19 protein-coding genes and 2 pseudogenes are annotated in these 21,551 nt (G+C 60.1%); 11 read left to right on the top strand and 10 right to left on the bottom strand.

The window, feature by feature from the left end; translation table 11 throughout:
* Positions 1 to 16: 16 nt before the first annotated feature.
* From C4J94_RS21975 to groL, 4 genes are all read left to right on the top strand, one after another.
* Positions 17 to 748, top strand: a complete 732-nt coding sequence (locus C4J94_RS21975) for a HugZ family protein (RefSeq protein WP_124388046.1) — start codon at positions 17 to 19, stop codon at positions 746 to 748.
* 66 nt (positions 749 to 814) lie between these two features.
* A complete protein-coding gene (locus C4J94_RS21970; protein WP_124388045.1) occupies positions 815 to 1,291 on the top strand; it encodes an FxsA family protein in 477 nt (158 codons plus the stop codon).
* A 247-nt stretch (positions 1,292 to 1,538) separates the two neighbouring features.
* On the top strand, positions 1,539 to 1,835 hold the full coding sequence (gene groES / locus C4J94_RS21965) for a co-chaperone GroES (RefSeq protein WP_124388044.1): 297 nt from the start codon (positions 1,539 to 1,541) through the stop codon (positions 1,833 to 1,835).
* Positions 1,836 to 1,886: 51 nt separating this feature from the next.
* A complete protein-coding gene (gene groL, locus C4J94_RS21960) occupies positions 1,887 to 3,533 on the top strand; it encodes a chaperonin GroEL (protein WP_065887544.1) in 1,647 nt (548 codons plus the stop codon).
* Positions 3,534 to 3,611: 78 nt separating this feature from the next.
* On the opposite strand, the gene C4J94_RS21955 is transcribed toward groL, so the two are convergent.
* On the bottom strand, positions 3,612 to 4,331 hold the full coding sequence (locus tag C4J94_RS21955) for a phosphatase PAP2 family protein (RefSeq protein WP_124388043.1): 720 nt from the start codon (positions 4,329 to 4,331) through the stop codon (positions 3,612 to 3,614).
* A 51-nt stretch (positions 4,332 to 4,382) separates the two neighbouring features.
* The gene (locus C4J94_RS21950; RefSeq protein ID WP_124388042.1) at positions 4,383 to 6,332 is read right to left on the bottom strand and encodes an LTA synthase family protein; all 1,950 of its coding nucleotides are present in this window, start codon (positions 6,330 to 6,332) and stop codon (positions 4,383 to 4,385) included.
* Between the two features lie 200 nt (positions 6,333 to 6,532).
* Between C4J94_RS21950 and colR the strand changes: the two genes are divergently transcribed.
* The 5 genes from colR to C4J94_RS21925 all read left to right on the top strand — a co-directional run bounded on the left by colR (position 6,533) and on the right by C4J94_RS21925 (position 10,303).
* Complete coding sequence (gene colR, locus C4J94_RS21945) at positions 6,533 to 7,216, top strand: two-component system response regulator ColR (protein ID WP_003175870.1); 684 nt, start codon at positions 6,533 to 6,535, stop codon at positions 7,214 to 7,216.
* Positions 7,206 to 8,486 carry a HAMP domain-containing sensor histidine kinase gene (locus C4J94_RS21940; RefSeq protein WP_124388041.1) on the top strand — a complete coding sequence of 427 codons (1,281 nt, stop codon included), beginning with the start codon at positions 7,206 to 7,208 and terminating at the stop codon, positions 8,484 to 8,486. The genes colR and C4J94_RS21940 overlap by 11 nt, the downstream gene beginning before the upstream one ends.
* Before the next feature lie 188 nt (positions 8,487 to 8,674).
* Positions 8,675 to 9,355, top strand: coding sequence for a class I SAM-dependent methyltransferase (locus C4J94_RS21935; RefSeq protein WP_124388040.1), 681 nt, complete (start codon positions 8,675 to 8,677; stop codon positions 9,353 to 9,355).
* A 4-nt stretch (positions 9,356 to 9,359) separates the two neighbouring features.
* Complete coding sequence (locus C4J94_RS21930) at positions 9,360 to 10,079, top strand: lipopolysaccharide kinase InaA family protein (protein WP_124388039.1); 720 nt, start codon at positions 9,360 to 9,362, stop codon at positions 10,077 to 10,079.
* On the top strand, positions 10,076 to 10,303 hold the full coding sequence (locus C4J94_RS21925) for a hypothetical protein (protein WP_124388038.1): 228 nt from the start codon (positions 10,076 to 10,078) through the stop codon (positions 10,301 to 10,303). Before C4J94_RS21930 ends, C4J94_RS21925 begins: the two co-directional genes overlap by 4 nt.
* Before the next feature lie 67 nt (positions 10,304 to 10,370).
* Here C4J94_RS21925 and C4J94_RS21920 read toward each other — a convergent pair whose 3' ends face one another.
* Genes C4J94_RS21920 through C4J94_RS21910 form a run of 3 tightly spaced genes read right to left on the bottom strand, consistent with a single transcriptional unit; the run spans position 10,371 to position 14,021 of the window.
* Positions 10,371 to 11,483: a DUF1513 domain-containing protein gene (locus tag C4J94_RS21920; protein WP_124389032.1), complete on the bottom strand. Its 1,113-nt coding sequence runs from the start codon at positions 11,481 to 11,483 to the stop codon at positions 10,371 to 10,373.
* Between the two features lie 2 nt (positions 11,484 to 11,485).
* Complete coding sequence (locus C4J94_RS21915; RefSeq protein WP_124388037.1) at positions 11,486 to 12,550, bottom strand: imelysin family protein; 1,065 nt, start codon at positions 12,548 to 12,550, stop codon at positions 11,486 to 11,488.
* 31 nt (positions 12,551 to 12,581) lie between these two features.
* Positions 12,582 to 14,021, bottom strand: coding sequence for a di-heme oxidoredictase family protein (locus C4J94_RS21910; protein ID WP_124388036.1), 1,440 nt, complete (start codon positions 14,019 to 14,021; stop codon positions 12,582 to 12,584).
* 139 nt (positions 14,022 to 14,160) lie between these two features.
* On the opposite strand from C4J94_RS21910, the gene C4J94_RS21905 reads away from it, so the two are divergent.
* Positions 14,161 to 14,724: an NAD(P)H nitroreductase gene (locus C4J94_RS21905; RefSeq protein WP_124388035.1), complete on the top strand. Its 564-nt coding sequence runs from the start codon at positions 14,161 to 14,163 to the stop codon at positions 14,722 to 14,724.
* 185 nt (positions 14,725 to 14,909) lie between these two features.
* Here the strand turns inward: C4J94_RS21905 and C4J94_RS21900 are convergent, their stop codons facing one another.
* From C4J94_RS21900 to C4J94_RS21890, 3 genes are all read right to left on the bottom strand, one after another.
* Positions 14,910 to 16,340 carry an amino acid permease gene (locus C4J94_RS21900; protein ID WP_124388034.1) on the bottom strand — a complete coding sequence of 477 codons (1,431 nt, stop codon included), beginning with the start codon at positions 16,338 to 16,340 and terminating at the stop codon, positions 14,910 to 14,912.
* A 143-nt stretch (positions 16,341 to 16,483) separates the two neighbouring features.
* A complete protein-coding gene (locus C4J94_RS21895) occupies positions 16,484 to 17,536 on the bottom strand; it encodes an ornithine cyclodeaminase (RefSeq protein WP_124388033.1) in 1,053 nt (350 codons plus the stop codon).
* A gap of 48 nt (positions 17,537 to 17,584) precedes the next feature.
* Positions 17,585 to 18,619 carry a histone deacetylase family protein gene (locus C4J94_RS21890; RefSeq protein WP_124388032.1) on the bottom strand — a complete coding sequence of 345 codons (1,035 nt, stop codon included), beginning with the start codon at positions 18,617 to 18,619 and terminating at the stop codon, positions 17,585 to 17,587.
* A gap of 119 nt (positions 18,620 to 18,738) precedes the next feature.
* Between C4J94_RS21890 and C4J94_RS21885 the strand changes: the two genes are divergently transcribed.
* Positions 18,739 to 19,239, top strand: coding sequence for an Lrp/AsnC family transcriptional regulator (locus C4J94_RS21885; protein ID WP_124388031.1), 501 nt, complete (start codon positions 18,739 to 18,741; stop codon positions 19,237 to 19,239).
* Between the two features lie 196 nt (positions 19,240 to 19,435).
* Here C4J94_RS21885 and C4J94_RS28200 read toward each other — a convergent pair.
* Together C4J94_RS28200 and C4J94_RS28195 are read right to left on the bottom strand one after the other, a co-directional pair.
* A pseudogene (locus C4J94_RS28200) lies at positions 19,436 to 19,966 on the bottom strand (methyl-accepting chemotaxis protein); the annotation flags it as partial.
* A gap of 375 nt (positions 19,967 to 20,341) precedes the next feature.
* Positions 20,342 to 21,433 (bottom strand): annotated as a pseudogene (locus C4J94_RS28195) (cache domain-containing protein); the annotation flags it as partial.
* Positions 21,434 to 21,551 lie beyond the last annotated feature (118 nt).

Here is a 21,551-nt window from a genome sequence, read left to right as displayed (position 1 = left end):
AACCAGGAGTCATACATTGAGCGCGCACGTTGCCAGGAACGCCCGAGAGCTGTTGCTCAAAGAATACCGTGGGGCCTTGGCCACACTGTCCAAAGCCATGCCCGGTTTTCCCTTCGGTTCGGTCGTGCCGTACTGCCTCGACGAGCAGGGCCGCCCGCTGATCCTGATCAGCCGCATCGCCCAGCACACCCACAACCTGCAGAAGGACCCCAAGTGTTCGTTGCTGGTCGGTGAGCGCGAAGCTGACGATGTGCAGGCCGTCGGGCGCCTGACCTACCTGGCGCAAGCCGAAAAACTCGACGACCCGGCTGCCATCGAAGCCGCTGCCGAGCGCTACTACCGCTACTTCCCCGAGTCGGCCAACTACCACAAGGCCCACGACTTCGACTTCTGGGTACTCAACCCGGTGCGCCACCGTTATATCGGTGGCTTTGGCGCGATCCACTGGGTCGACCAACTGACCTTGGCCAATCCGTTCGCGGGCAAGGTTGAGCGCAGCATGATCGAGCACATGAACAGCGATCACGCCAAGGCCATCGCCCATTACGTCGACCTCGCCGGTTTGCCCACAAGCGAGCCTGCGCAACTGGCCGGTATCGACAGCGAAGGCATGCACCTGCGCATCGGGCAATCCCTGCATTGGTTATCGTTTGCCGAACCCTGCAACACGCCGACACAAGTACGCGAAGCCCTGGTTTCATTGGCTCACGCCGAGATCTGGCCGAAAAAATCAGAGGTTAGCGCTTGAATTCACGAAAAGGCGACGTCATCTAAGGTGGACTAGCAAGGCATTCTTGCGTTGAGGAACCATTTGATGCGCCCTTTTTTGCTGCTTTTTCTCTTGTTCCCGGTGCTGGAGCTGTTCGTATTCGTTCAAGTCAGCGGTGCGATCGGTTTTTTCCCGGCACTGTTGCTGATCATTCTCGGCTCGATGCTCGGCGTTCTGGTGCTGCGCGTCGCCGGCCTGGCCACGGCGCTGCGTGCCCGTGAAAGCCTGAACCGCGGCGAACTGCCCGCCCAGACCATGCTCGAAGGCCTGATGATGGCCCTGGCCGGTGGCTTGTTGATCCTGCCGGGCTTTATCAGTGACGTGGTCGGCCTGGTCATGCTGCTGCCGGTCATCCGTAAATTGCTGGCCGGCAAGATGCGCCAGCGTGCCGAAGAAGCGGCCATGCGCCAGCGTGCCTTCGCCGACGACCTGCAACCCCGTGGCGGCCCGGCCCCGCGCCAGCCCCTGGGGCGGGAAGGCGATGTGATCGAAGGCGAGTTCGAACACCGCGACAGCAAATAACCGCTTCACTGGCACGGCACCTTCGGGTGCCGTGTTGCATTTACCCTTGAGCAGACACAAAAAATTTCATTCGCTGCCCCTTGTAATAAACCTGGGCGCCCTTATGTAACGGTCACCGCAAGGTTTCTGGTGGTGACACTAGACAGACTTCCGTGGCTCGCCCAGCGAACCGCGACCGGCACCGCCGGAATTTAACCCGCCGGAATTGATACCGGCCGATGAAAAACACAATTAGGAGAGATCGACAATGAGCAAGCTTCGTCCTCTGCACGACCGCGTCGTCATCCGTCGCAGCGAAGAAGAAAAGAAAACCGCTGGCGGCATCGTTCTGCCAGGTTCGGCTGCTGAAAAAGCCAACCACGGCGTGATCATCGCTGCAGGCCCAGGCAAAGCCCTGGAAAACGGTGAAGTACGTGCGCTGGCCGTGAAAGTGGGTGACAAGGTTGTTTTCGGCCCTTACTCCGGCAGCAACACTGTGAAAATCGACGGCGAAGACCTGCTGGTAATGGCTGAGAACGAAATTCTCGCCGTTCTGGAAGACTGATTTCCCCGCTCATTTTCCCGTTTACTCCAAAGTATTTAAGGAATATCGATCATGGCTGCTAAAGAAGTTAAATTCGGCGACTCCGCCCGCAAGAAAATGCTCACCGGTGTTAACGTCCTGGCTGACGCAGTAAAAGCGACCCTGGGCCCGAAAGGTCGTAACGTGATCATCGAGAAGAGCTTCGGCGCTCCGACCATCACCAAGGACGGCGTTTCCGTAGCCAAAGAAATCGAACTGGAAGACCGTTTCGAAAACATGGGCGCGCAGCTGGTCAAAGACGTTGCCTCCCGTGCCAACGATGACGCCGGTGACGGCACCACCACCGCTACCGTTCTGGCTCAGGCCATCGTCAACGAAGGCTACAAAGCCGTCGCTGCCGGCATGAACCCGATGGACCTCAAGCGCGGCATCGACAAGGCGACCATCGCCATCGTGGCCGAGCTGAAAAACCTGTCCAAGCCATGCGCTGACACCAAGGCCATCGCTCAGGTAGGCACCATCTCCGCAAACTCCGACAGCTCCATCGGCGACATCATTGCCGAAGCCATGGAAAAAGTCGGTAAAGAAGGCGTGATCACCGTTGAAGAAGGCTCGGGCCTGGAAAACGAACTGTCGGTTGTAGAAGGCATGCAGTTCGACCGTGGCTACCTGTCCCCGTACTTCGTCAACAAGCCAGACACCATGGTTGCCGAGCTGGACAGCCCGCTGATCCTGCTGGTCGACAAGAAGATCTCCAACATCCGCGAAATGCTGCCAGTACTGGAAGCCGTCGCCAAAGCCGGCCGCCCACTGCTGATCGTTTCCGAAGACGTTGAAGGCGAAGCCCTGGCGACCCTGGTCGTGAACAACATGCGTGGCATCGTCAAAGTCGCAGCCGTCAAGGCTCCGGGCTTCGGTGACCGTCGCAAGGCCATGCTGCAGGACATCGCCGTATTGACCGGCGGTACCGTTATCTCCGAAGAGATCGGCCTGAGCCTGGAAAGCGCGACCCTGGAAAACCTGGGTAGCGCCAAGCGCGTGACCATCTCCAAGGAAAACACCATCATCGTTGACGGTGCTGGCGTTGAAGGCGACATCGAGTCGCGTATCGCTCAGATCCGCGCCCAGGTGGCCGAGACTTCCTCGGACTACGACCGTGAAAAACTGCAAGAGCGTCTGGCCAAGCTGTCCGGCGGCGTTGCAGTGATCAAGGTTGGCGCTGGTTCCGAAGTTGAAATGAAAGAGAAGAAGGCCCGCGTTGAAGACGCCCTGCACGCAACCCGTGCAGCCGTTGAAGAAGGCGTGGTACCTGGCGGTGGCGTTGCGTTGATCCGTGCTCTGGAAGCCCTGACCAATCTGACCGGCGACAACGCTGACCAGAACGTCGGTATCGCTGTACTGCGTCGTGCCGTTGAAGCGCCGCTGCGCCAGATCGCTGCCAACTCCGGCGACGAGCCAAGCGTTGTGGTCAACGAAGTCAAGAACGGCAAAGGTAACTACGGTTACAACGCTGCGACTGGCGTGTACGGCGACATGATCGAAATGGGCATCCTGGACCCAACCAAGGTGACTCGTTCCGCGCTGCAGGCAGCAGCCTCCATCGGTGGCCTGATCCTGACCACCGAAGCTGCAATCGCTGACAAGCCTAAGGCTGAAGGCGCTGGCGGCGGCGGTATGCCAGACATGGGCGGCATGGGTGGCATGGGCGGCATGATGTAAGCCAGCCTTACCCGGCTACTGAAAAACCCCGCCTGCAGCGATGCAGGCGGGGTTTTTTTATGGGTGTTGCGCAAGCCGTCAACGGGACGTGGCGGGCTTCGATGGCCGGTACAACAGCAGGCAATACAGGCCCAGGCAGATCAGCCAGCAGAAGATTGCTGTCCACACGTTGTGGGAAAAAAAATGCGCGCCTTGCAGCATGCGGCTGACGGAAAACACGCTGCCCAGTCCCACCGCAAAGATAAACGCGTTGCGCGCCATGCGTGGCCGGCGATCGCGCAGGGCAAAGAACCAGGCGAACAAGGCGAACCCGGTTGCCGCATGGCCGCCGGGCCAGCAGCGCCCGGGCTTGTCGGTAGGCGGGCGAGGGCTAAGCAGTTCGCTGTAGGTTTCCTGGCCGCCGAATTCCTTGAGGCTCCACGGGCATTGCACGGCGGTGACGGTTTTCAATGGCGCTACATAGGCCGTCGCCAATCCCAGGGAAAGCACCAGGCACACCAGCTCGCGGCGATAAGGCTTGAGTCGCTGCAGGATGAAGCTGCCGACCAGCCCGAGAATCGCCAGTACCGAGAACAGGATCACCAGTTGCTTGGCGCGATCATGCAGGATGTCTTCGAGAAAGAAGCTGTAGCGGCCGATGAAACCGCCCTGCTCGGGGTCGTAGAAACGCTTGGCCAGGTCCATGTCCAGCGAGGTCAGCTGCAGCAGCAGCAAGGCCAGTGCTGCGCCGGTGGGCAGGCCCAGGCACAGCCAGAAATTCAGCGGTTTTGAAACGGGAATAGAGGCGGGGGGATTCATGACGAACCTTGGCAAGAAAAGTCCCGTACTCACCTGTACGGGACTTTCCGATTAGCGTGTGCTCAAGACCGGGGCCTCTTCCTTGGGGGCTCTCCAACTCAGCAGTTGTTGTTTGTAGCCATAGCTGGCGGCCTGGTAATAGGTGATCGCCCGTTGGATCAACGGGTCATCGCTGCCGACACGCAGTTCCTGGCTGTCACCCAGCGCCTGGTCATGGCGACGCAGGCCTTTGCGCGGGCTGAGGATCGCCAGGTTGGTCCCGTCAAACAGGCCCAGGTGCTGGTAGTTGCCGACCACCACCCGCGGTGGCAGCGGATTGTCCTGCAACAGGTTGCGGCCGAAGAACGTCGATTCGTAGCTCAGGTTTATCAGGCCCAGCAGCGTGGGCGCCAGGTCGATCTGGCTGGCCAGTTGCGCGTTTTCCCGCGCATCGATCAGCTTCGGTGCATAGATAAACAGCGGAATCTGGTAGTTGGTGATCGGCAGGTCTTCCTTGCCTGCGCTGCCGGCGGTGTGGTCGGCGACGAACACGAAGATCGTGTTATCGAACCAGGGCTTCTGCCGCGCGGCGTCGAGGAACTGGCCGATGGCGTAGTCGGTGTATTTCACCGCGCCGTCGCGGCCCTTGCCGGATTTGATATCGATGCGCCCGTCCGGGTAGGTGTAGGGGCGGTGGTTGGAGGTGGTCATCAACTGCAGCAGGAACGGCTGTTGCTTGGCGTAGTCGGCGTCGGCCAATTTCAGGGTTTGTTTGTAGAGGTCCTCGTCGGCCATGCCCCAGGCATTTTTGAACGAGATTTCCGCTTCGGGCACGCTGCTCTGGTCGACGACGCGGTAGCCATTGCCGCTGAAAAACGCGTTCATGTTGTCGAAGTAACCGCGCCCGCCGTAGACGAACACGCTGTCGTAGCCAATCGCGGAGAGCTGCTGCCCCAGGCTGGCGAAACCGCTTTCGCGGCCGATGCGCTTGACGATAGAGCGCCCAGGCGTAGGAGGAATCGCCAAAGTGATAGCTTCCAGTCCACGGTCGGTACGCGTACCGGTGGCATAGAAGTTATTGAAGAACAGGCTCTGTTTGCGCAGCGCATCGAGGTTGGGCGTGAGGTTGCGCTCGTCGCCATTGCTGCCCATGTATTTCGCGCTGAAGCTCTCGATGGTGACCAGCACGATATTGGGTTTGCGCAGCGTGCCGGGGTTGGTGATGGCGCGGCGGATGTCCAGCGGGTCTTGGTCGATGAAACGGGCGTTAGGTTCGCTGAGTTCGGCGCGCAATTGCTTGGCGACCACATCGGTTGGCAGGCTTTTATAGAACTGCGTGTAATCCAGTTCATTGTTACGGAACGCGGCAAAGAACTGATAGGGGCCATTGCTGGCCAGTTCGTTGTTGTAGGCGTTGCCACCTTGGGTGCGCGGGCTGTCCTGGCTGATCAATTGCAGACTGAGGCCGGCGACCACCAGCAAGGCCAGGGCATTCACCAACCGGCCACGCAGCGCCGGCAGGGGCGCGGCCATCGCGGCGTTGAAAGGCTTGCGCAGGGCCACGCTGAGAATCAGTGCCAGCATCGCCAGCAGGCTGAGCAGCTTGCCGATCGGATAGGACTCCAGCAGGTTGTTCATGACCTCGTCGGAGTACACCAGGTAATCAACGGCGATAAAGTTGAAGCGCACGCCGAACTCATCCCAGAACAGCCATTCGGCCACCGACGTGAACAGCATCGCGAACAGGCTCACCGTGAGCAGCGCTTGCAGGAACCAGCGATGCCCGCGGCGGCGCCACAGCGCAGGCGGGCACAGCAGCAGATACAGCCCCAGCGGCAGCGCCGCATAGGCCAGGAAGCCGAGGTCGTAGAGCAAACCCACGCCGAATACCGGCAGCAGGTTGCCGCTGACTTCATCCAAATGCGTGATGAGCAGTACGCTACGGGTGAGCAGGAAAATAACCAGCCAGGCGCCGGTTATCAGCAGCAGATAGCGCATAGGCGCGGTTTTGGGAAAACCCATGTCCAATTTCCTTTTATCAATGGGGGCGATCTTCACGCTGACACTGTAGTCAGTTTGTGAAGCTATAGTGAAAAACTCGTTTAGTTCAATAATCGGTTGAAAACCTTTATCGACGGGCCTTGCAGGTCTATCCCTGAGCGACACTTGGCCTTAAGCTGCGCGAGCCAACACGGCCGTTACCGCGTACGGAGACACTGCCCATGCGAATTTTATTGGTTGAAGACAACCGCGATATTCTGGCCAACTTGGCCGATTACCTGGGGCTAAAAGGCTACACAGTGGACTGCGCGCAGGACGGTCTGTCAGGCCTGCACCTGGCCGCCACCGAGCATTACGACTTGATCGTGCTCGACATCATGCTGCCGGGCATCGATGGCTACACCCTGTGCAAGCGCCTGCGCGAAGATGCACGCCGCGACACGCCGGTGATCATGCTCACCGCCCGTGACCAGTTGGACGACCGGCTGCAGGGCTTCAAGTCCGGAGCCGATGACTACCTGCTCAAGCCATTCGCCTTGTCCGAACTGGCCGCGCGTATCGAAGCGGTGCTGCGCCGTGCCCAAGGTGGCGGGCGCCGTGCCTTGCAAGTCGGCGACCTGAGCTACGACCTTGATACCCTGGAGGTCACGCGCGAAGGGCGCCTGCTCAAACTCAACCCGGTCGGCCTGAAACTGCTGGCGGTGCTGATGCAGAAGAGCCCGCACGTATTGCGCCGGGAAATCCTCGAAGAAGCCTTGTGGGGCGATGATTGCCCGGACAGCGACAGCCTGCGCAGCCACGTTCACCAGTTGCGCCAAGTGATCGACAAGCCCTTCGCCAAGCCGCTGCTGCAAACGGTGCACGGTGTGGGTTATCGCCTGGCCGAGGGCCGTGATGGAGTTTAAGCAAAGCCTTGCCCAGCGGATCATCATCGCCTTTGCGTTGATGAGCGCGTTGGTGGCAGGCGCCTTCGCCATGGGCATCGTCGCCACGGTGCACCTGGTGGAAGAGAAGCTGATTTCGGCGGGCCTGGGCGGCGACCTGCAACGCCTGCTGTTGATGGACAGCATGGAAGACTGGCGACACCGGCCCGAGCCCGACCAGTTGTTCTATTTCAGCGGCGGCCCCGGCGATTTCGAACTGCCCAAGGATTTGCGCCATCTGGAGCCAGGCTTTCATGAAGTGTTTCGCGAGTCGCTGTCGTACCACGCCATGGTCGAAGTGATCGATGGCCGGCGCTATGTGCTGCTGCAGGACCAGAGCGATTTCGAAGAGCGCGAGCGCGTCCTGTTTGCCGTGGTGTTGGTGGGCTTCGTGCTCAGCCTGGCGCTGGCGGTGTTTCTCGGCTGGGTGCTGGCGCGCAAAGTGATGGCGCCGGTCGTGCGGCTGGCTCGCCAGGTGCGCCATCGCGACCAACTGCTGGGACTTGCCCCGCCTCTGGCGCCGGATTATGCGGCCGACGAAGTGGGTGAGTTGGCGGTGGCATTCGATGCCACGCTGGGTCGCTTGCGTCAGGCGCTGTCGCGCGAACAGTTGTTCACCAGCGATGTGAGCCATGAGCTGCGTACACCCTTGATGGTACTGGCCAGCTCCTGCGAGCTGCTGCTGGAGAACCCCGCCATCGATCAGCGAGGTCGCAACCAGGTCCAGCGCATCGCTCGCGCCTGTGAAGAAATGCGCGAACTGGTGCAGACCTTCCTGATGCTGGCCCGCGCCAAGCATGAAGATGCCGCCATGTTGGCCCAGGTCAACCTGACACAGGTCGCCGAGGATCTGCTCGGGATCTGGCGTGGGCCCATCGAGCAAAAAGGCCTGGAGCTGATCTATTGCCCAGGCAGCCCGCTGGACACACGCTACAACACCACGTTCCTGCATGCCGTGATGGGCAACCTGTTGCGCAATGCACTGCATTACACCGAGCAAGGCTTTATTCGCCTCACCCTGGAGCCGAGCGGTTTCGTGGTGGAGGACTCCGGTGTGGGCATTCCCGAAGACAAGCGTGAAGCGATGTTCGAGCCGTTTGTACGCGGCAGCGAGAAGCGCGGTGATGGCCTTGGGCTGGGCTTGTCGCTGGTGCAACGTATCTGTGAGAGCCAGGGCTGGAGCGTGACCCTTAGCACCATGGAGCCCAACGGCTGCCGTTTTCATGTCGAATTGAACCCAGTCAAAACCTGACCGTTCGGTCTATCAATTTGCTGCTGCACGATGGCGTCTTTTCAGCGAAGATGGCCCGATGCTACTGAATGTTTCTGTAAAGTCTTGAAATGTATGCAATTGGACAGGACAACTTTTTCACAACGAGTTGACTTGTTGATCACAGTTCGCTGCTTAGGGTTGTAGGCATCAGTTACCGGAGACATAAGATGCCTTCCCCGATCAAGTTGGAATTCTCAGAAAAGTACGACGATCAACACGCGCAGCAATATTTGCTCAAGCATCAGGACAATCTGGCTCGCCGGTTGTCCCACAAGCGCGACGAGCAACTGGCGCGCGGTGCGCTGGCCTTGGCCGGTGAGCCGGGCCTGGTGCTGGACTTGCCGTGTGGCGCCGGTCGGTTCTGGCCATTGCTGGCCGAGAAACCCAACCGCGTGATTATCGGTGCCGACAATTCGGAGTCGATGTTGAAGGTGGCGACGGTGGCCCAACCGGCTGACGTGGTGAAACGGGTACGCCCTTTGCAGACATCTGCCTTTGATATCGATTTGCCAGATAACTCGGTCGACAGTATTTTCTGCATGCGCCTGATGCACCACATTGGTGACCCTGCGCACAGAATGACAATACTGCGGGAGTTTCAGCGTGTTACCCGCGACAGCGTGATTATCTCGCTGTGGGTGGATGGCAATTTCAAGGCTTGGAAGCGCAAGCGCGCCGAAGTGCGTCGTCGTAACAAAGGTGAGCAAGAAGGTTACCAAAACCGGTTTGTGTTACCGGCTGCTACTGTCGAGGCAGAATTCGAGCAGGCCGGTTTCCGAGTTCAGGAATCCCTGGACTTCATGCCGCTCTACGCCATGTGGCGAGTTTATGTATTGCGTAAGAGGTAACAGGATGGCAGTTGAGTGCGTAGTAGGCAGTCATGTAGCTCCCGAAGAACGATTTGATTTTTTCTGGCGCCAGCAGGGTGAATGGGTAGAAGAGCCCAATCGTCGACGTGGCGGTGAGAGTGGCGTACAGCGGGTGGTCAGCCCCAATGGACGCTTGCTCTATTGCAAACGCCAGACCGGCCACATCTACCGCAGTTGGTTGCATCCGTTTGGACGTCCGACCGTGCTGCGTGAGCGCGATGCCCTCAAGGGCCTGCGCTTGCTGGATGTGCGAGTGCCGGAGCTGGTGTTCTGCGAGGCGCGACGCGACCCCGAGCATCAGTGGAAGGCCTTGCTGGTCACCGCTTCGCTGGACGGTTTCGACGAGATCGAAAACTGGTACGCCGCTGGCGGCCGTGAGCAATACGGCGAGGTGGTGCACGAGCGCCTGCTCGAGGAACTGGCCGGCACCCTGGCGCGCATGCACAAAGGGCGCTGGCAACATGGTTGCCTGTACATCAAGCATATCTTCATAAGGGTCACCGGCGAGGGCGATGCGGTGAAGGTGGAAGTGGCACTGCTGGACTTTGAAAAATGCCGCCAGCGTTTGACCGCTTATCGGGCCGCCTCCCATGACATGCTGCAATTGCGCCGCCATTCGTCGTGGAACGATACCGACTGGAAGAAACTCAGCTACTTTTATGAGACGGCGTTTGGCAGCGCTATCAAGGGTTTAACCAGATGAAGCTAGAAATAGCACGAGGTTTGTTCCTGGTCGGGGCGTTGGGCGTTGCAGCCCTCGCCCTGGCCGCCTGGGAGCAGCCTCGCACGCAGGTACTCAGTGCGGTGCAAGGCGGTGGGCAATGCCTGCTGCCACGTGTCGCCAAGGCCAGTGTGCCCGCCAAGCCCGATCATGAATTGCTGTTATTCATGTTCGGGATGTCTCAGGCGATGAGGCCGCAGAGTTGAAACGATTGAACCCCCCGGAAAGGGCCTTGCGATGCGAGGCCCTTTTTTTTGCCTGGGTGATCGTGAATCAGATCAGGTGCAGGTGGTTATCCCAAAACCCTGCCGGCAATTCCAGCGGTTGCGCGAGCAGTTTTTCCTGGCGGCAATCATAGAATCGGCAACGTCCCTGGCCTGACGTCACAACGAAGCCATCCGCCACCGCACCCACACCGGCACAGTCGGGCAATGGCCCATCCAGGCGCAGCTCGCCGCTGTCCATGTCCCAGATAAAGAACCGATTGCCACGCGGCGCCGTCAGCGCCACCAGCCGCAGCTCACTGTGCACCGCGACGCTGGCAGTGTAGTGCCCCATCGCCTGTAATTGCTCATCAGCCACGGGAAACGCCACGAACGGTTGACCCGGCCGCTTGATCGCGAGCAATTCGGAACGCTCCTGGGACGGCCCCATGAACTGCTGTCCGGTGAGGATGGTGCCATCGCTGACGATCCCCATATGGCGCACGCTGTTCATCTGCTGGCCCAGGGTTTCCTTGCTGATCAGGCGGCCGTCGCGGTGCATCAGCACCAGGCTCGGTTCCATCGCGTTGAGGTTCATCTCCACGCGGCTTTCGGCTTCGGTGCGAATGCCGCCGTTGGCCACCACCAGGGTTTCGCCATCGGGCATCCATGACACCTGATGCGGGCCGATACCGTGGGTCGAGAGTTCCCCGCTGTGCACCAGCCGCTCGCCTTCGAACCGGTACACCCCGAGCAAACCACGGCCGGGGTCGGACGTGTCGTTCTCGGTGGCGTACAGCCATTCACCGTCTTTGTGGATCACGGCGTGTCCATAAAAGTGGCGGTTGGCATTGGACGTAATGGTTTGCAGCAACGTGCCGTCACGCAGGTCGACCAGGTAACTCTCGGTGCCCGGGCGACGGGCGACGAACAGCGCAATCGGCAGCGTCGGATGGTTGATGATGTCGTGGCAGCGCTGGCCCACCTGGGTGGCGAACACCTGCTTGCCGTCCAGGCGATAACCTACGGCGTAGTGCTTGCCGTCGGCATCATCGCGCGCCGACAGCAGCAACGGGCCATGTTTGCTGTGTGAAGCGCCGTTACCTTTGAACAGCGTCCAGCCACCCAGCGTGAGTGCGCTGAGCAGTGCGCTGCCAATCGCCAAAGCCTGTCGCCTGAGCATCATCAGTCACCGTCGTTGGCGTTGAAGCCCAGTTGGATTCCCAGCGCCTTGGCCAGCTCGCCTTCATGCAGGCGATGAACCACGTTGAGGCTGTCGTAGAGATCGTTGAGTTGCTGGCGCCCGGCGTCATCGTTCAACAGTTCGTTGAGGGAGCGCTGGTTGCTGGCGAACAGTTTGAGTGACGCGGCGTACGCAGCGTCGATCTTCTCGGCCAAGGCTTTCTGATCGGCCGGCAGCAGGCCGCGCAGGCCTTTGTTGTCCACGCCCACCCAAACCGTCTGCGCTGCCGCGAGGCTCGCTTCGAGGCTCTGCAGGGACGACTGGCTGCGCCACGCGTCGGCCTGGAACGGTTGCGGGATGCCCTTGGTCTGGCGGCCCATCGGCGTGCCGAGTTTTTTCTTCAGGGTATCCAGGGCGGTCACTTGCACGCGCAGCAGGTCAGCGATGGCTTCGTGGGAATCGGCATAGCGCTGGTTCGGGAACTTGGTCATCTGCGCCAGCATGCCGTCGGTGCTGTTCCAGCTGGCCAGGATCTCTTCGGCCAGGGCTTTCTGGCGTTCGCCGATGGCGATCAGCAGCGGGCAATACCGGGCTTTCTGGGCTTCGTCGGCGACGTCAGGCTTGGCGTCGTAGAGGATGTATTCGTAGGCCGACAGGCCTTGCACCACCACGCTGGATTTGGCGAGGGCGGCGCCGTCGATCTGTGGCTGGCTGGCAACCAGTTGCTCCACCTGGCGACCCACCAGGTTCTTCTTGTCTGGCCAGAACTGCACCTGCCAGGAACGGTTGCCCTCGGCCAGCGGGCCGATCAGCAGCGGTTGCAACTCGGCCCAGGCTTTTTGCGCGTGGAGGAAGTCGGCACGGGCGGTGTCCAGGCTTTCCTTGCCCTGGCAGTAGGCCAGGGCGCTGACGGCCAGTTGGCGGTCGGCTTCAACCCAGCGGCTGTAGGTCGGCAGGATGACTTGCTTGGCGATGGCCGCCGAGGTCACCGCTTGCGGGTCCTGGGGCGAGCAGGCGCCGAGGGCGAGGGCGGCCAGGCTGGTGAACAACAACTTGGGACGGAACATGTCGAGCTCCCTTCTGTAATTGGGGCAAAGCTTATAGAGAATTCAGGAACGCCAGCAACGCGGCACGCTGCTCGGCATTGAATGACAACACATGCTGCTGCGCCGCTTGGGCTTGCCCGCCATGCCAGAGCACGGCTTCGAGCAGGTTGCGGGCGCGGCCGTCATGCAGGAACTGGGTGTGACCACTGACGGCTTGCGTCAGGCCGATGCCCCACAACGGCGGGGTACGCCAGTCGCGGCCACTGGCCTTGAATTCGGTACGGTTGTCGGCCAGGCCCTCGCCCATGTCGTGCAGCAGTAAGTCGCTGTAGGGGCGGATCACCTGGTTGGCCAGTTCAGGTTCGGCGGCGTTGGCGGCCGTGGTGAACGTCGGCTTGTGACAGCCCTGGCAACCGGCCTGGTAAAACAGATTCTTGCCGGCCAGCACCTGCGGCGCGTTGACGTCGCGGCGCAGCGGCACGGCGAGGTTACGCGTATAGAACAGCACCAGCCGCAGGATGTTGTCGCTGACTTCCGGCTCGCCGTCGGGGCCGTTGCCGTTGGGTGCCTGTTTGCAGGCGACTTGGGCGTCGGTGCAGTCATCGAAGGGTCTCAAGGAGGTGGTGAGGCCCATATCACCAGAGAATGCGTGAACATTTTGTTGATTGAGGTTGGGTTGCCCGGCTTTCCAGCCAAACCGCCCGAGCACGGTTTTTTGCTCGGCGTCGTCCCACACCTGATTCGCTCGGCCGAGGATGGCTTCGCTGTCCGCCGTCTCCGGGTCGGTGTTGCGCAGGATATCGGCGTCGCTGATGGCTTCAAGCAGCCCCAGGCCGATCATGGGGGGGGCGACGCGCGCAGAAAAACGCGTGTCGGGGTGCATCGGGCCATAGCCGAGCTGGGTGATTTGCAGCTCGGGCTTGCGCAACTCCACCACCGTACCGTCCTTGAACTGGACGTTGACCGGTGTGTAATCGATCCGAACCTTGCCCTCCGGGGCTACGCCAGGCACGGCCATGTCCTGCAGCTGCCCGCCATACACCGGCTCCGGCACCACGCCGAGCTGTTCGATGAGTTTGGCGTAAGGAGGCTGCTCTGTGGCAGGCCGCTGGATCGACAGGCGGACCAGCATCGACACCGCATTGGGCGCGTCGGCCAGCGGTGGATGGCCTCGGCCGTCCTTGATATGGCAGTTCTGGCAGGCATTGGTATTGAACAGCGGGCCCAGGCCGTCACGTGCGGTGGTGGTAGAGGGCGCGATCACCCAGGGGCTGCGAAAGAAACTGTTGCCGACGCTGAAGTCCAGCCGGCGTGTGGGCGCCAGGTTGGCCGAGGGCAGGGAAAACGCATTCTGGTCCCGCTTGTTCACTGTCGTGGCACCGCCGGCGCGCGCTTCACCCGGCTCGGCCTGGGTGAACCGTGGGGCGTCGTCGCAGGCGGTCAGGCCAAGAGCCATCAACGCGGCGCACAGGTGAAGTAGCGAACGGAACATCGAGTTTCCTGAACGAAGGCGAAAAAGGTGGTCGCAAAGTCTAACAGGGCGGGACAGTTTGAATAAGAGCAATTATCGTTTGGTGGCCTGCCGATTCATTCCGCTAGAATGACCGCACATTTTTCTCAGGAGGTGGCCAATGCAGGCTCTCGACGCTTTGCTCAACCGTGTTTCCGTGCCGCGTTTGCTGGAGCCGGCACCGACCCAGGAGCAGCGCGACGTGCTGTTCGCCGCCGCCATGCGTGCGCCCGACCACGGTCAGTTGCGCCCGTGGCGTTTCCTTACCGTGGAAGGTGCCGCCCGTGAGCAGATGGGCACGCTGTTGGCCGAAGCTGCCCGCCTGCAAGACGCCGATGCCCCGCAAGCTGTGATCGACAAAGCCCAGAACGGCCCGTTGCGCGCGCCGCTGGTGGTGGTGGTGATTGCTCGCTTGCAGGAGCACTTCAAAGTGCCCAAATCCGAACAACTGCTGGCCGCCGCCTGCGCGGCCCACGGCATTCTGCTGGCGGCTTATGCCCAGGGGATTGGCGCGGTGTGGCGCACCGGTGAGTTGTCCTACTCGGCCCACGTCGCCAAAGGCCTGGGGCTGGCAGCCGGAGAGCAAGTGATTGGCTTTCTCTACCTGGGCACCCCACAGAACCCGCCGCGCACCGCGCCGAAGGAAGACCTGACAGCGTTCGTCCAGGCCTGGACCGGTCTGTAAGGTTTTTGTAGGAGCGAGCTTGCTCGCGAAGCACTCAGGGCCCACTCGTTTATCCAGAATGAACGCGTTGTCTGGGCGTTTTTCGCGAGCAAGCTCGCTCCTCCAGGTATTGAGGCTTGCCCGATGGCGGTGGTACATACCCAGCAGCTTTTGGTGAGTCCGAGTGGATCAAGCCATTCGTTTCATTAGGGCTGCGCCACTGTCGCGTTCTGCCTGCCAGGAATAGCGTCAGACGTTGGCTTCAAGGCGCGAGTCAACTGATAAGCAATTGCCAGCCACACGAACCATCCCGGCATGACCATCAGGGCAATACGCGTATCAGGCCGCAACGCCAGCAGGCAGAGCACAAAGCCCAGGAACGCCAGGGAAACCCAGGCCATCGGTACTCCGCCAGGCATCTTGTAAGCCGACTTCGCATGCAGATCAGGGCGTTTTTTGCGATAGGCAATATAAGACGCCAGGATCGTCGACCATGTGAAAATCACCAGGATCGCCGACACGGTAGAGACGATAGTAAAGGCTGTCATGACTTGCGGAACGACGAACAGCACCAATACTCCCACCAGCATCAGCAGCATCGTGAACGCCAGGCTCAACAGCGGCACGCTGTTACTCGACAGCCGTCGGAATGCGTGGGGCGCGTTGTCTTGGTTGGCCAACCCGAACAGCATACGGCTCGATGAAAATACGCCGCTGTTTGCCGATGATGCCGCAGACGTCAGTACCACGAAGTTGACGATGCCGGCTGCTGCGGGGAACCCTGCCACAAGAAACAGTTCGACAAACGGGCTCTTGATTGCAGATACCTGCTGCCAGGACGTCACAGCAATAATGCAGATCAGGGCCAGCACGTAGAACAAGATGATCCGCAGCGGAATCGAGTTGATTGCCTTGGGCAGGGTTTTCTCCGGAGATCGAGTTTCGGCGGCGGCTGTGCCAATCAGCTCAGTGCCGGCGAAGGAGAAAATCGCCATTTGAAATCCGGCAAAGAATCCGAACAAGCCGTTAGGGAACGCTGCCTGTTTATCCACCAGGTGACTCAGGGACGCGGTGACCCCGCTGGGTGAGACGAACGAACTGGCAATCAGCACGGTGCTGACGCCGATCAGGGTCACCACCGCAATGATCTTGATGATTGCGAACCAGAACTCCACCTCCCCGAACAGCCTGACCGTCAGCACGTTGAGCGCGAACAGGGTCGCCAGCATTCCGACCGCGGGTATCCACGCCGGCACGTCGGGAAACCAATACTGGAAAAATCCGCCGACCACGACGGCATCGCCGATCACCGCCACGCTCCAGCTCAGCCAGTACGACCAGCCGAGGAAGAATGCCGCGCGCGGGCCGAGGTACGCACCGGCGAAGTCGGCAAAGGTTTTGAAGTTGAGATTGGACAGGAGCATTTCGCCCATGGCACGCATGACGAAAAACACGAACAGTCCAATGATCATGTAGATGAGGATGATCGACGTCCCGGAGAGGGCGATGATCTTCCCGGAGCCCATGAACAGGCCGGTACCGATGGCACCGCCCATGGCCATTAGCTGGATGTGACGATTGCCCAGCGTGCGCTGCAGCGCGGGCTGTTCAAGCAGCCCGGAAGAATTCGATTTCATTGCAAAACCTCTTGATTTTATGTTTTTGAGTTTTGGCAGAAAGTAGGTGTCGAGCGTTCTTGTTAGAAATACAACGGCCAATCACGGGCATGCCTGGAAGGCGATGGCCCCCTCGCCAAGTAGCTGGGGGCGGCCATTACCGATCAGTTGACGGTGCGCAGGTGCGAGGCTTTGGCCGGTAGCGGATTCAGCAGTTGAAAGAGGTTCTTGATGTTGGCTGGCGTCGGTACGAGGTGGATGCGTCGACCGATTTGCTGTGCCTGAGCCAGATCGTTGAGGTAGCGCAGTGACGAAAAGTCCTCCAAGGCAAAGCCCACCGAATCGAAGACAGTCACCTGCGTATCGTTTTCGCGTCCAACCACTTCACCCCGCGCAATCCGGAAAAATTCGGTCACGGGAGAGTCGGCTTCCAGTTGCTGAATGTCGCCCTCAATACGTGTCTGCGGCTCGAATTCGACGATGACCCGGGCGTTGCGCAGGATATCGGCATGCAGTTCGGTTTTACCCGGGCAGTCACCGCCGACCGCATTGATGTGCATGCCGGGCTCGATCATGTCGGGGGTCAGAATCGTTGCATAGGCTTTGTCGGCGGTGACCGTGGTGACGATATCCGCGCCTTTGACTGCTTCCTTCACGGAGCCGGCCAGAATGACCTCGATTTCCGGAAACATCGCGAGGTTATGCTTCAACTTGAGGGACGCGTCGTGATCGATATCGAAGATGCGGATTTCGCTGATGCCCAACAGGTCATGAAAGGCGAGCGCCTGGAATTCACTTTGGGCACCGTTGCCGATGAGGGCCATCGAGGTCGCATTCGAGCGAGCCAAGGACTGCGCCACCAGCGCGGACGTTGCGGCGGTACGCACGGCAGTGGTCAAGGTCAGTTCGCTGAGCAGGGTGGGATAGCCACTCTGCACATCAGCCAGGACACCGAAAGCCATGACCGTCAGCAGGTTCTGCTGGCCGTTGTGCGGATGGCCGTTCACGTATTTGAATGAATACTGCTGACCATCGTCGGTGGGCATCAGTTCGATGACGCCTGCTGCCGAGTGGTTGGCGGTGCGCGGCGATTTATCAAAGTGCGCCCAGCGTGCGTAGTCAGCCTTGATGTAGGTCGCCATGTCGCGGATAGCGCGCCGGATGCCCACTTGGGTAAACAGGCGTGCAGCGTCATCGACATCTATGAAAAGCGTCATGTTCTTATTCTCCGTTCCAGAATTGAAGGCCGTTGAGCGAGGGATGGATCAGCTGCGTTTGCTCTCGAATCCGTGCAGCACGTTGACGGCGTTGATGCCGATTTCGTCGACCATGTAACCCCCTTCCATCACGAACAGAGTGGGGCAGCCAACGCTGGCAATAAGCTCTCCGATCCCGATGAAATCATCGCTTTCCAACAGGAAATGGCTGATGGGATCGTCCTTGAATGTGTCGACTCCCAGCGAAATCACCAGCACCTCTGGGGCAAAGTGCTGGAGCGTCCTGCAGGCATGGCGCAGGGCGTTGCTGTAGCTTTCCCAAGTGGTGCTTTTGGGCAAGGGGTAGTTGTGGTTGAACCCCTCGCCAAGGCCGGCGCCGACTTCGCTGCTGAAGCCTGAGTAGTAGGGATAGGAGACGGCCGGCTCGCCGTGCAGCGAGACGAACATCACGTCACTGCGGTCGTAGAAAATGTTCTGTGTGCCATTGCCATGATGAAAATCGACATCCAGTACCGCAACACGCTGGGCGCCTTGGGTAATGGCCCGTTGTGCGGCAATGGCCGCGTTATTGAGGTAGCAGTAGCCGCCCATGTATTCGCGTGCAGCGTGATGTCCCGGCGGGCGGCACAGCGCAAACGCACTGTCATGGCCTTCATCGATCAGGGCAAGGCCGGTGAGGGCTATATCGGCGCTGGTTTTTACAGCTTGCCAAGTGGTGGCAGTAATCGGGGAGCCGGCATCCATGGCGTAGAAACCCAATTTGCCGTCGATGAAGGTCGGTACTTGGTCGTTGGCCAGATCGCGCACGGGCCATACCAGCGGCAAAGCATCGTGAGTGCGTCCGGTTGCGCACCATTGCGTCCAGGCACTTTCCAGAAAACTGACGTAGCGCTCGCTGTGCGCATTGACGTAGCACGACCGGTCAAATACGCGCGGTTCGATGATCTGGCCCAGGCCGACCTGCTTGACGCGGTCATGGACGGTATCGGCCCGGCTGGGTTGTTCGAAGGACGGCTTGAGTACGCCGTCTTTTAATTCTGTGCCGTGGTGCAAACGGTGGGAATCACTAAAAACTGTAAACATTCTGCGCATCCGTTAATGTGAACCAGTGCAAATATTCTGTTCTGGCCAGGAGGCGATTTCTTTGCTTTGTTTTCGCGGATTAGCAGATATTTCGGGTTTTTTTACTCAGGAATGGCTTCATGCAGAAAAAAATTTCCAAACGTATCAGCCTCGACCACACCGACCTCGCTATCCTTGAATTGCTGCAGGAAGACGCGAGTATTTCCAATTCCGAGCTCAGTGAGCGACTGTCGTCAAGCCTGACGCCTTGTTGGCGAAGGCGTAAGAGAATGGAGGAGGCGGGCGTCATAAAAGGCTATCAAGCCAACCTTGATCGACGCATGCTGGGGTTGGATATCATGGCGTTTGTGCATATCCGTTTTTCTACCCATGCCGACCATGCTCCGGACGCCTTCGAGGCGGTGATTGCGCAATTGCCGCAAGTGTTGGCCTGTCACAAGATCACTGGTGATGCCGATTACGTGTTGCAGGTGTTGGCGAAGGATCTTGATAGCTACAGCGACTTTGTCGAGCAGGTGCTCAGACGTCAGGTGGGCATTGCGTCCATCCAGTCCAGCCTGGCCTTGCGTGAAATCAAGTCCAGTAGCCGCCTTGCGATACCAAAACCGGGAAAGGACTGAGCGAGGGCAAGCCCCCTCCAGCATTGGGCCTGTGGTGTTATCAACTTCACTTGCTGGCTGAGCGGGTGTGTAAGCGGTACTCGGTCCAACTGTGGGAGGGGGCTTGCCCCCGAAAGCGGTGTGTCAGTGACAGATAAGTTGACTGACACTCCGCCATCGGGGGCAAGCCCCCTCCCACATTGAGGTGTGGTGTTATTTAGACCTTGAACTGATCCATCAACTTCATTTGCTGGCTGGCCAGTGCATTGAGCTGGCTGCTGATGGCTGCCGACTCGGTGGCCTGGCCGGTGAGGGTTTCGGTGACGGTACGGATTGCGGAGACGTTGCGGTTGACCTCTTCAGCCACTGCGCTTTGCTGTTCGGCGGCGCTGGCGATCTGCAGGTTCATGTCGCTGATCACCGTCACGGCGTCGCTGATCTTGCCCAGGGCCTGCACGGCTTGGTGGATCTGCCCGGCGTTGCTTTGGGCCTGGTGCTGGCTCGAATGCATGGTCGCCACCACGCCACGGGTGCCGCTCTGGATACGTTCGATCACCAGGCGAATTTCCTCGACCGAATCCTGGGTGCGTTTGGCCAGGTTGCGCACCTCGTCGGCCACCACCGCAAAACCGCGCCCGCTTTCCCCGGCGCGCGCCGCTTCGATCGCCGCGTTCAATGCCAGCAGGTTGGTCTGTTCGGCGATGCTGCGGATCACTTCCAGGACCGAACCGATCTGTTCGCTATTGACCGCCAACGCCTCGACTTCGCCGACGGCCTTGCTGACTTCTTCGGCAAGGGTGGTGATATCGCGGGTACTTTGCTCGATGATCGACATGCCTTCGCGTGCCGACTGATCCGCGCCGCGTGCCGCGCTGGCGGCGTTGGAGGCGCTGTTGGCGACGTCGTGGGCGGTGGCGCTCATTTCATTGGACGCGGTAGCCACCTGGTCGATTTCGCGGAACTGCACCTGCATGCCTTCGCTGGTCTGGCGCGCAATGGCCGAGGACTGGTCGGCCGTGCCGCGCGCTTCGGTGATGCTTTGCTTGATCTGCGCGATGGTCGGCTGCAGCTTGTCGAGGAAGCGGTTGAACCAGTTCACCAGTTCGCCCAGTTCGTCTTTTTTGGCATAGGCCAGGCGTTGGGTGAGGTCGCCGTCACCGCTGGCAATGTCCTTGAGCATGGCCGCCACGCTGTTGATCGGGCGGGTGACGCCGGTGGCGGTCAGCCAGACCAGCAGCAGGCCGAGCAGGGCAGCGGCGGCGGCCACCGATAGGGCTTTGAAGGTGCCTGTCGCCTGGGCTTCATCAAGCACGCCTTGCAACTTCACGTTATCCGCCAGCATTACCGCTTTTGGCAGCTTGATCACCACACCCCAGGATTTGGCGTCGGCAATCGGCTTGACGGGGTACACAGCGCGAATGGTCTCGTCCTGCTCGCGGATCATCGGGCGATCACTGGCGAGCAGTTGCACGATCTCTTTGCCTTCGGCGCCCAGTGTGTCGATCAGATTCTTGCCCACGCGCGCCGGTTCACCGCTGTAGGCGGCGATCAGGCCGGTGCTGGACAGCACCTCCAGGTGCGCAGCGCCGTTGAACAGGTCTTTCTGGGCCGCATCGGTGACGGCTTGCAGGGCGTTGAGGGCGATATCCACACCGACCACGCCGATCACCTTGCCGTCCACGATCAAAGGCTGGGAGATGGTGGTCATCAGTACGGGCTTGCCGGCCACCGTGTCTTCGTACGGATCCAGCAGGCAGGTGGTGCGTGTGTCTCGTGGGCAGGTGTACCAAATGTTGTAGGGCGTGCCGCTGAGGTTGAGGGTGGTTTTCGTCAGGTCATCTTCAACCATGATCGTGTTCAGGCTTTCGCCGCCAGCCCGGCTCCAGTAGCTGGAGAAGCGGCCTTTTTCGTTGGAGACGCGCGCCTTGTCGTCAACGAATTCGCTGTCCTTGCCATCCAGTCCGTTGGGTTCGAACGACAGCCAGATGCCCAGCACCTTGGTGTTACGGTCAAACGCGGTTTTTACGCTCTGGTTGATGTCTTCGCGCAGGGCGCCTGCTTCCAGGGAACGCTTGGCCCCCAGGTTGCGCAGGTCTTTGATGTGGTCGGAGAGGGCGGTGACCACCAGCAGGTTTTCGTTGAAGGTTTTCTGCAACTGCACGGCCTGCTCGGCCGCCTTGGCTTGCAGCAGCTGTTCTACGCTGGCAGTCAGCATTCGTGAGCTTGAGTCACTGACCAGTTCATCGTTCTGGTTGGTCGTGTAGATATTGATGCCGACCACCAGTGCGATCACCCCTAACAGGCAGAGGCCGGAGAGCAGCACGATTTTCAAG

The sequence above is a fragment of the Pseudomonas sp. R5-89-07 genome, from assembly GCF_003851685.1.
Lineage (GTDB): Bacteria > Pseudomonadota > Gammaproteobacteria > Pseudomonadales > Pseudomonadaceae > Aquipseudomonas.
This window is presented reverse-complemented; position numbering and strand designations above follow the sequence as displayed.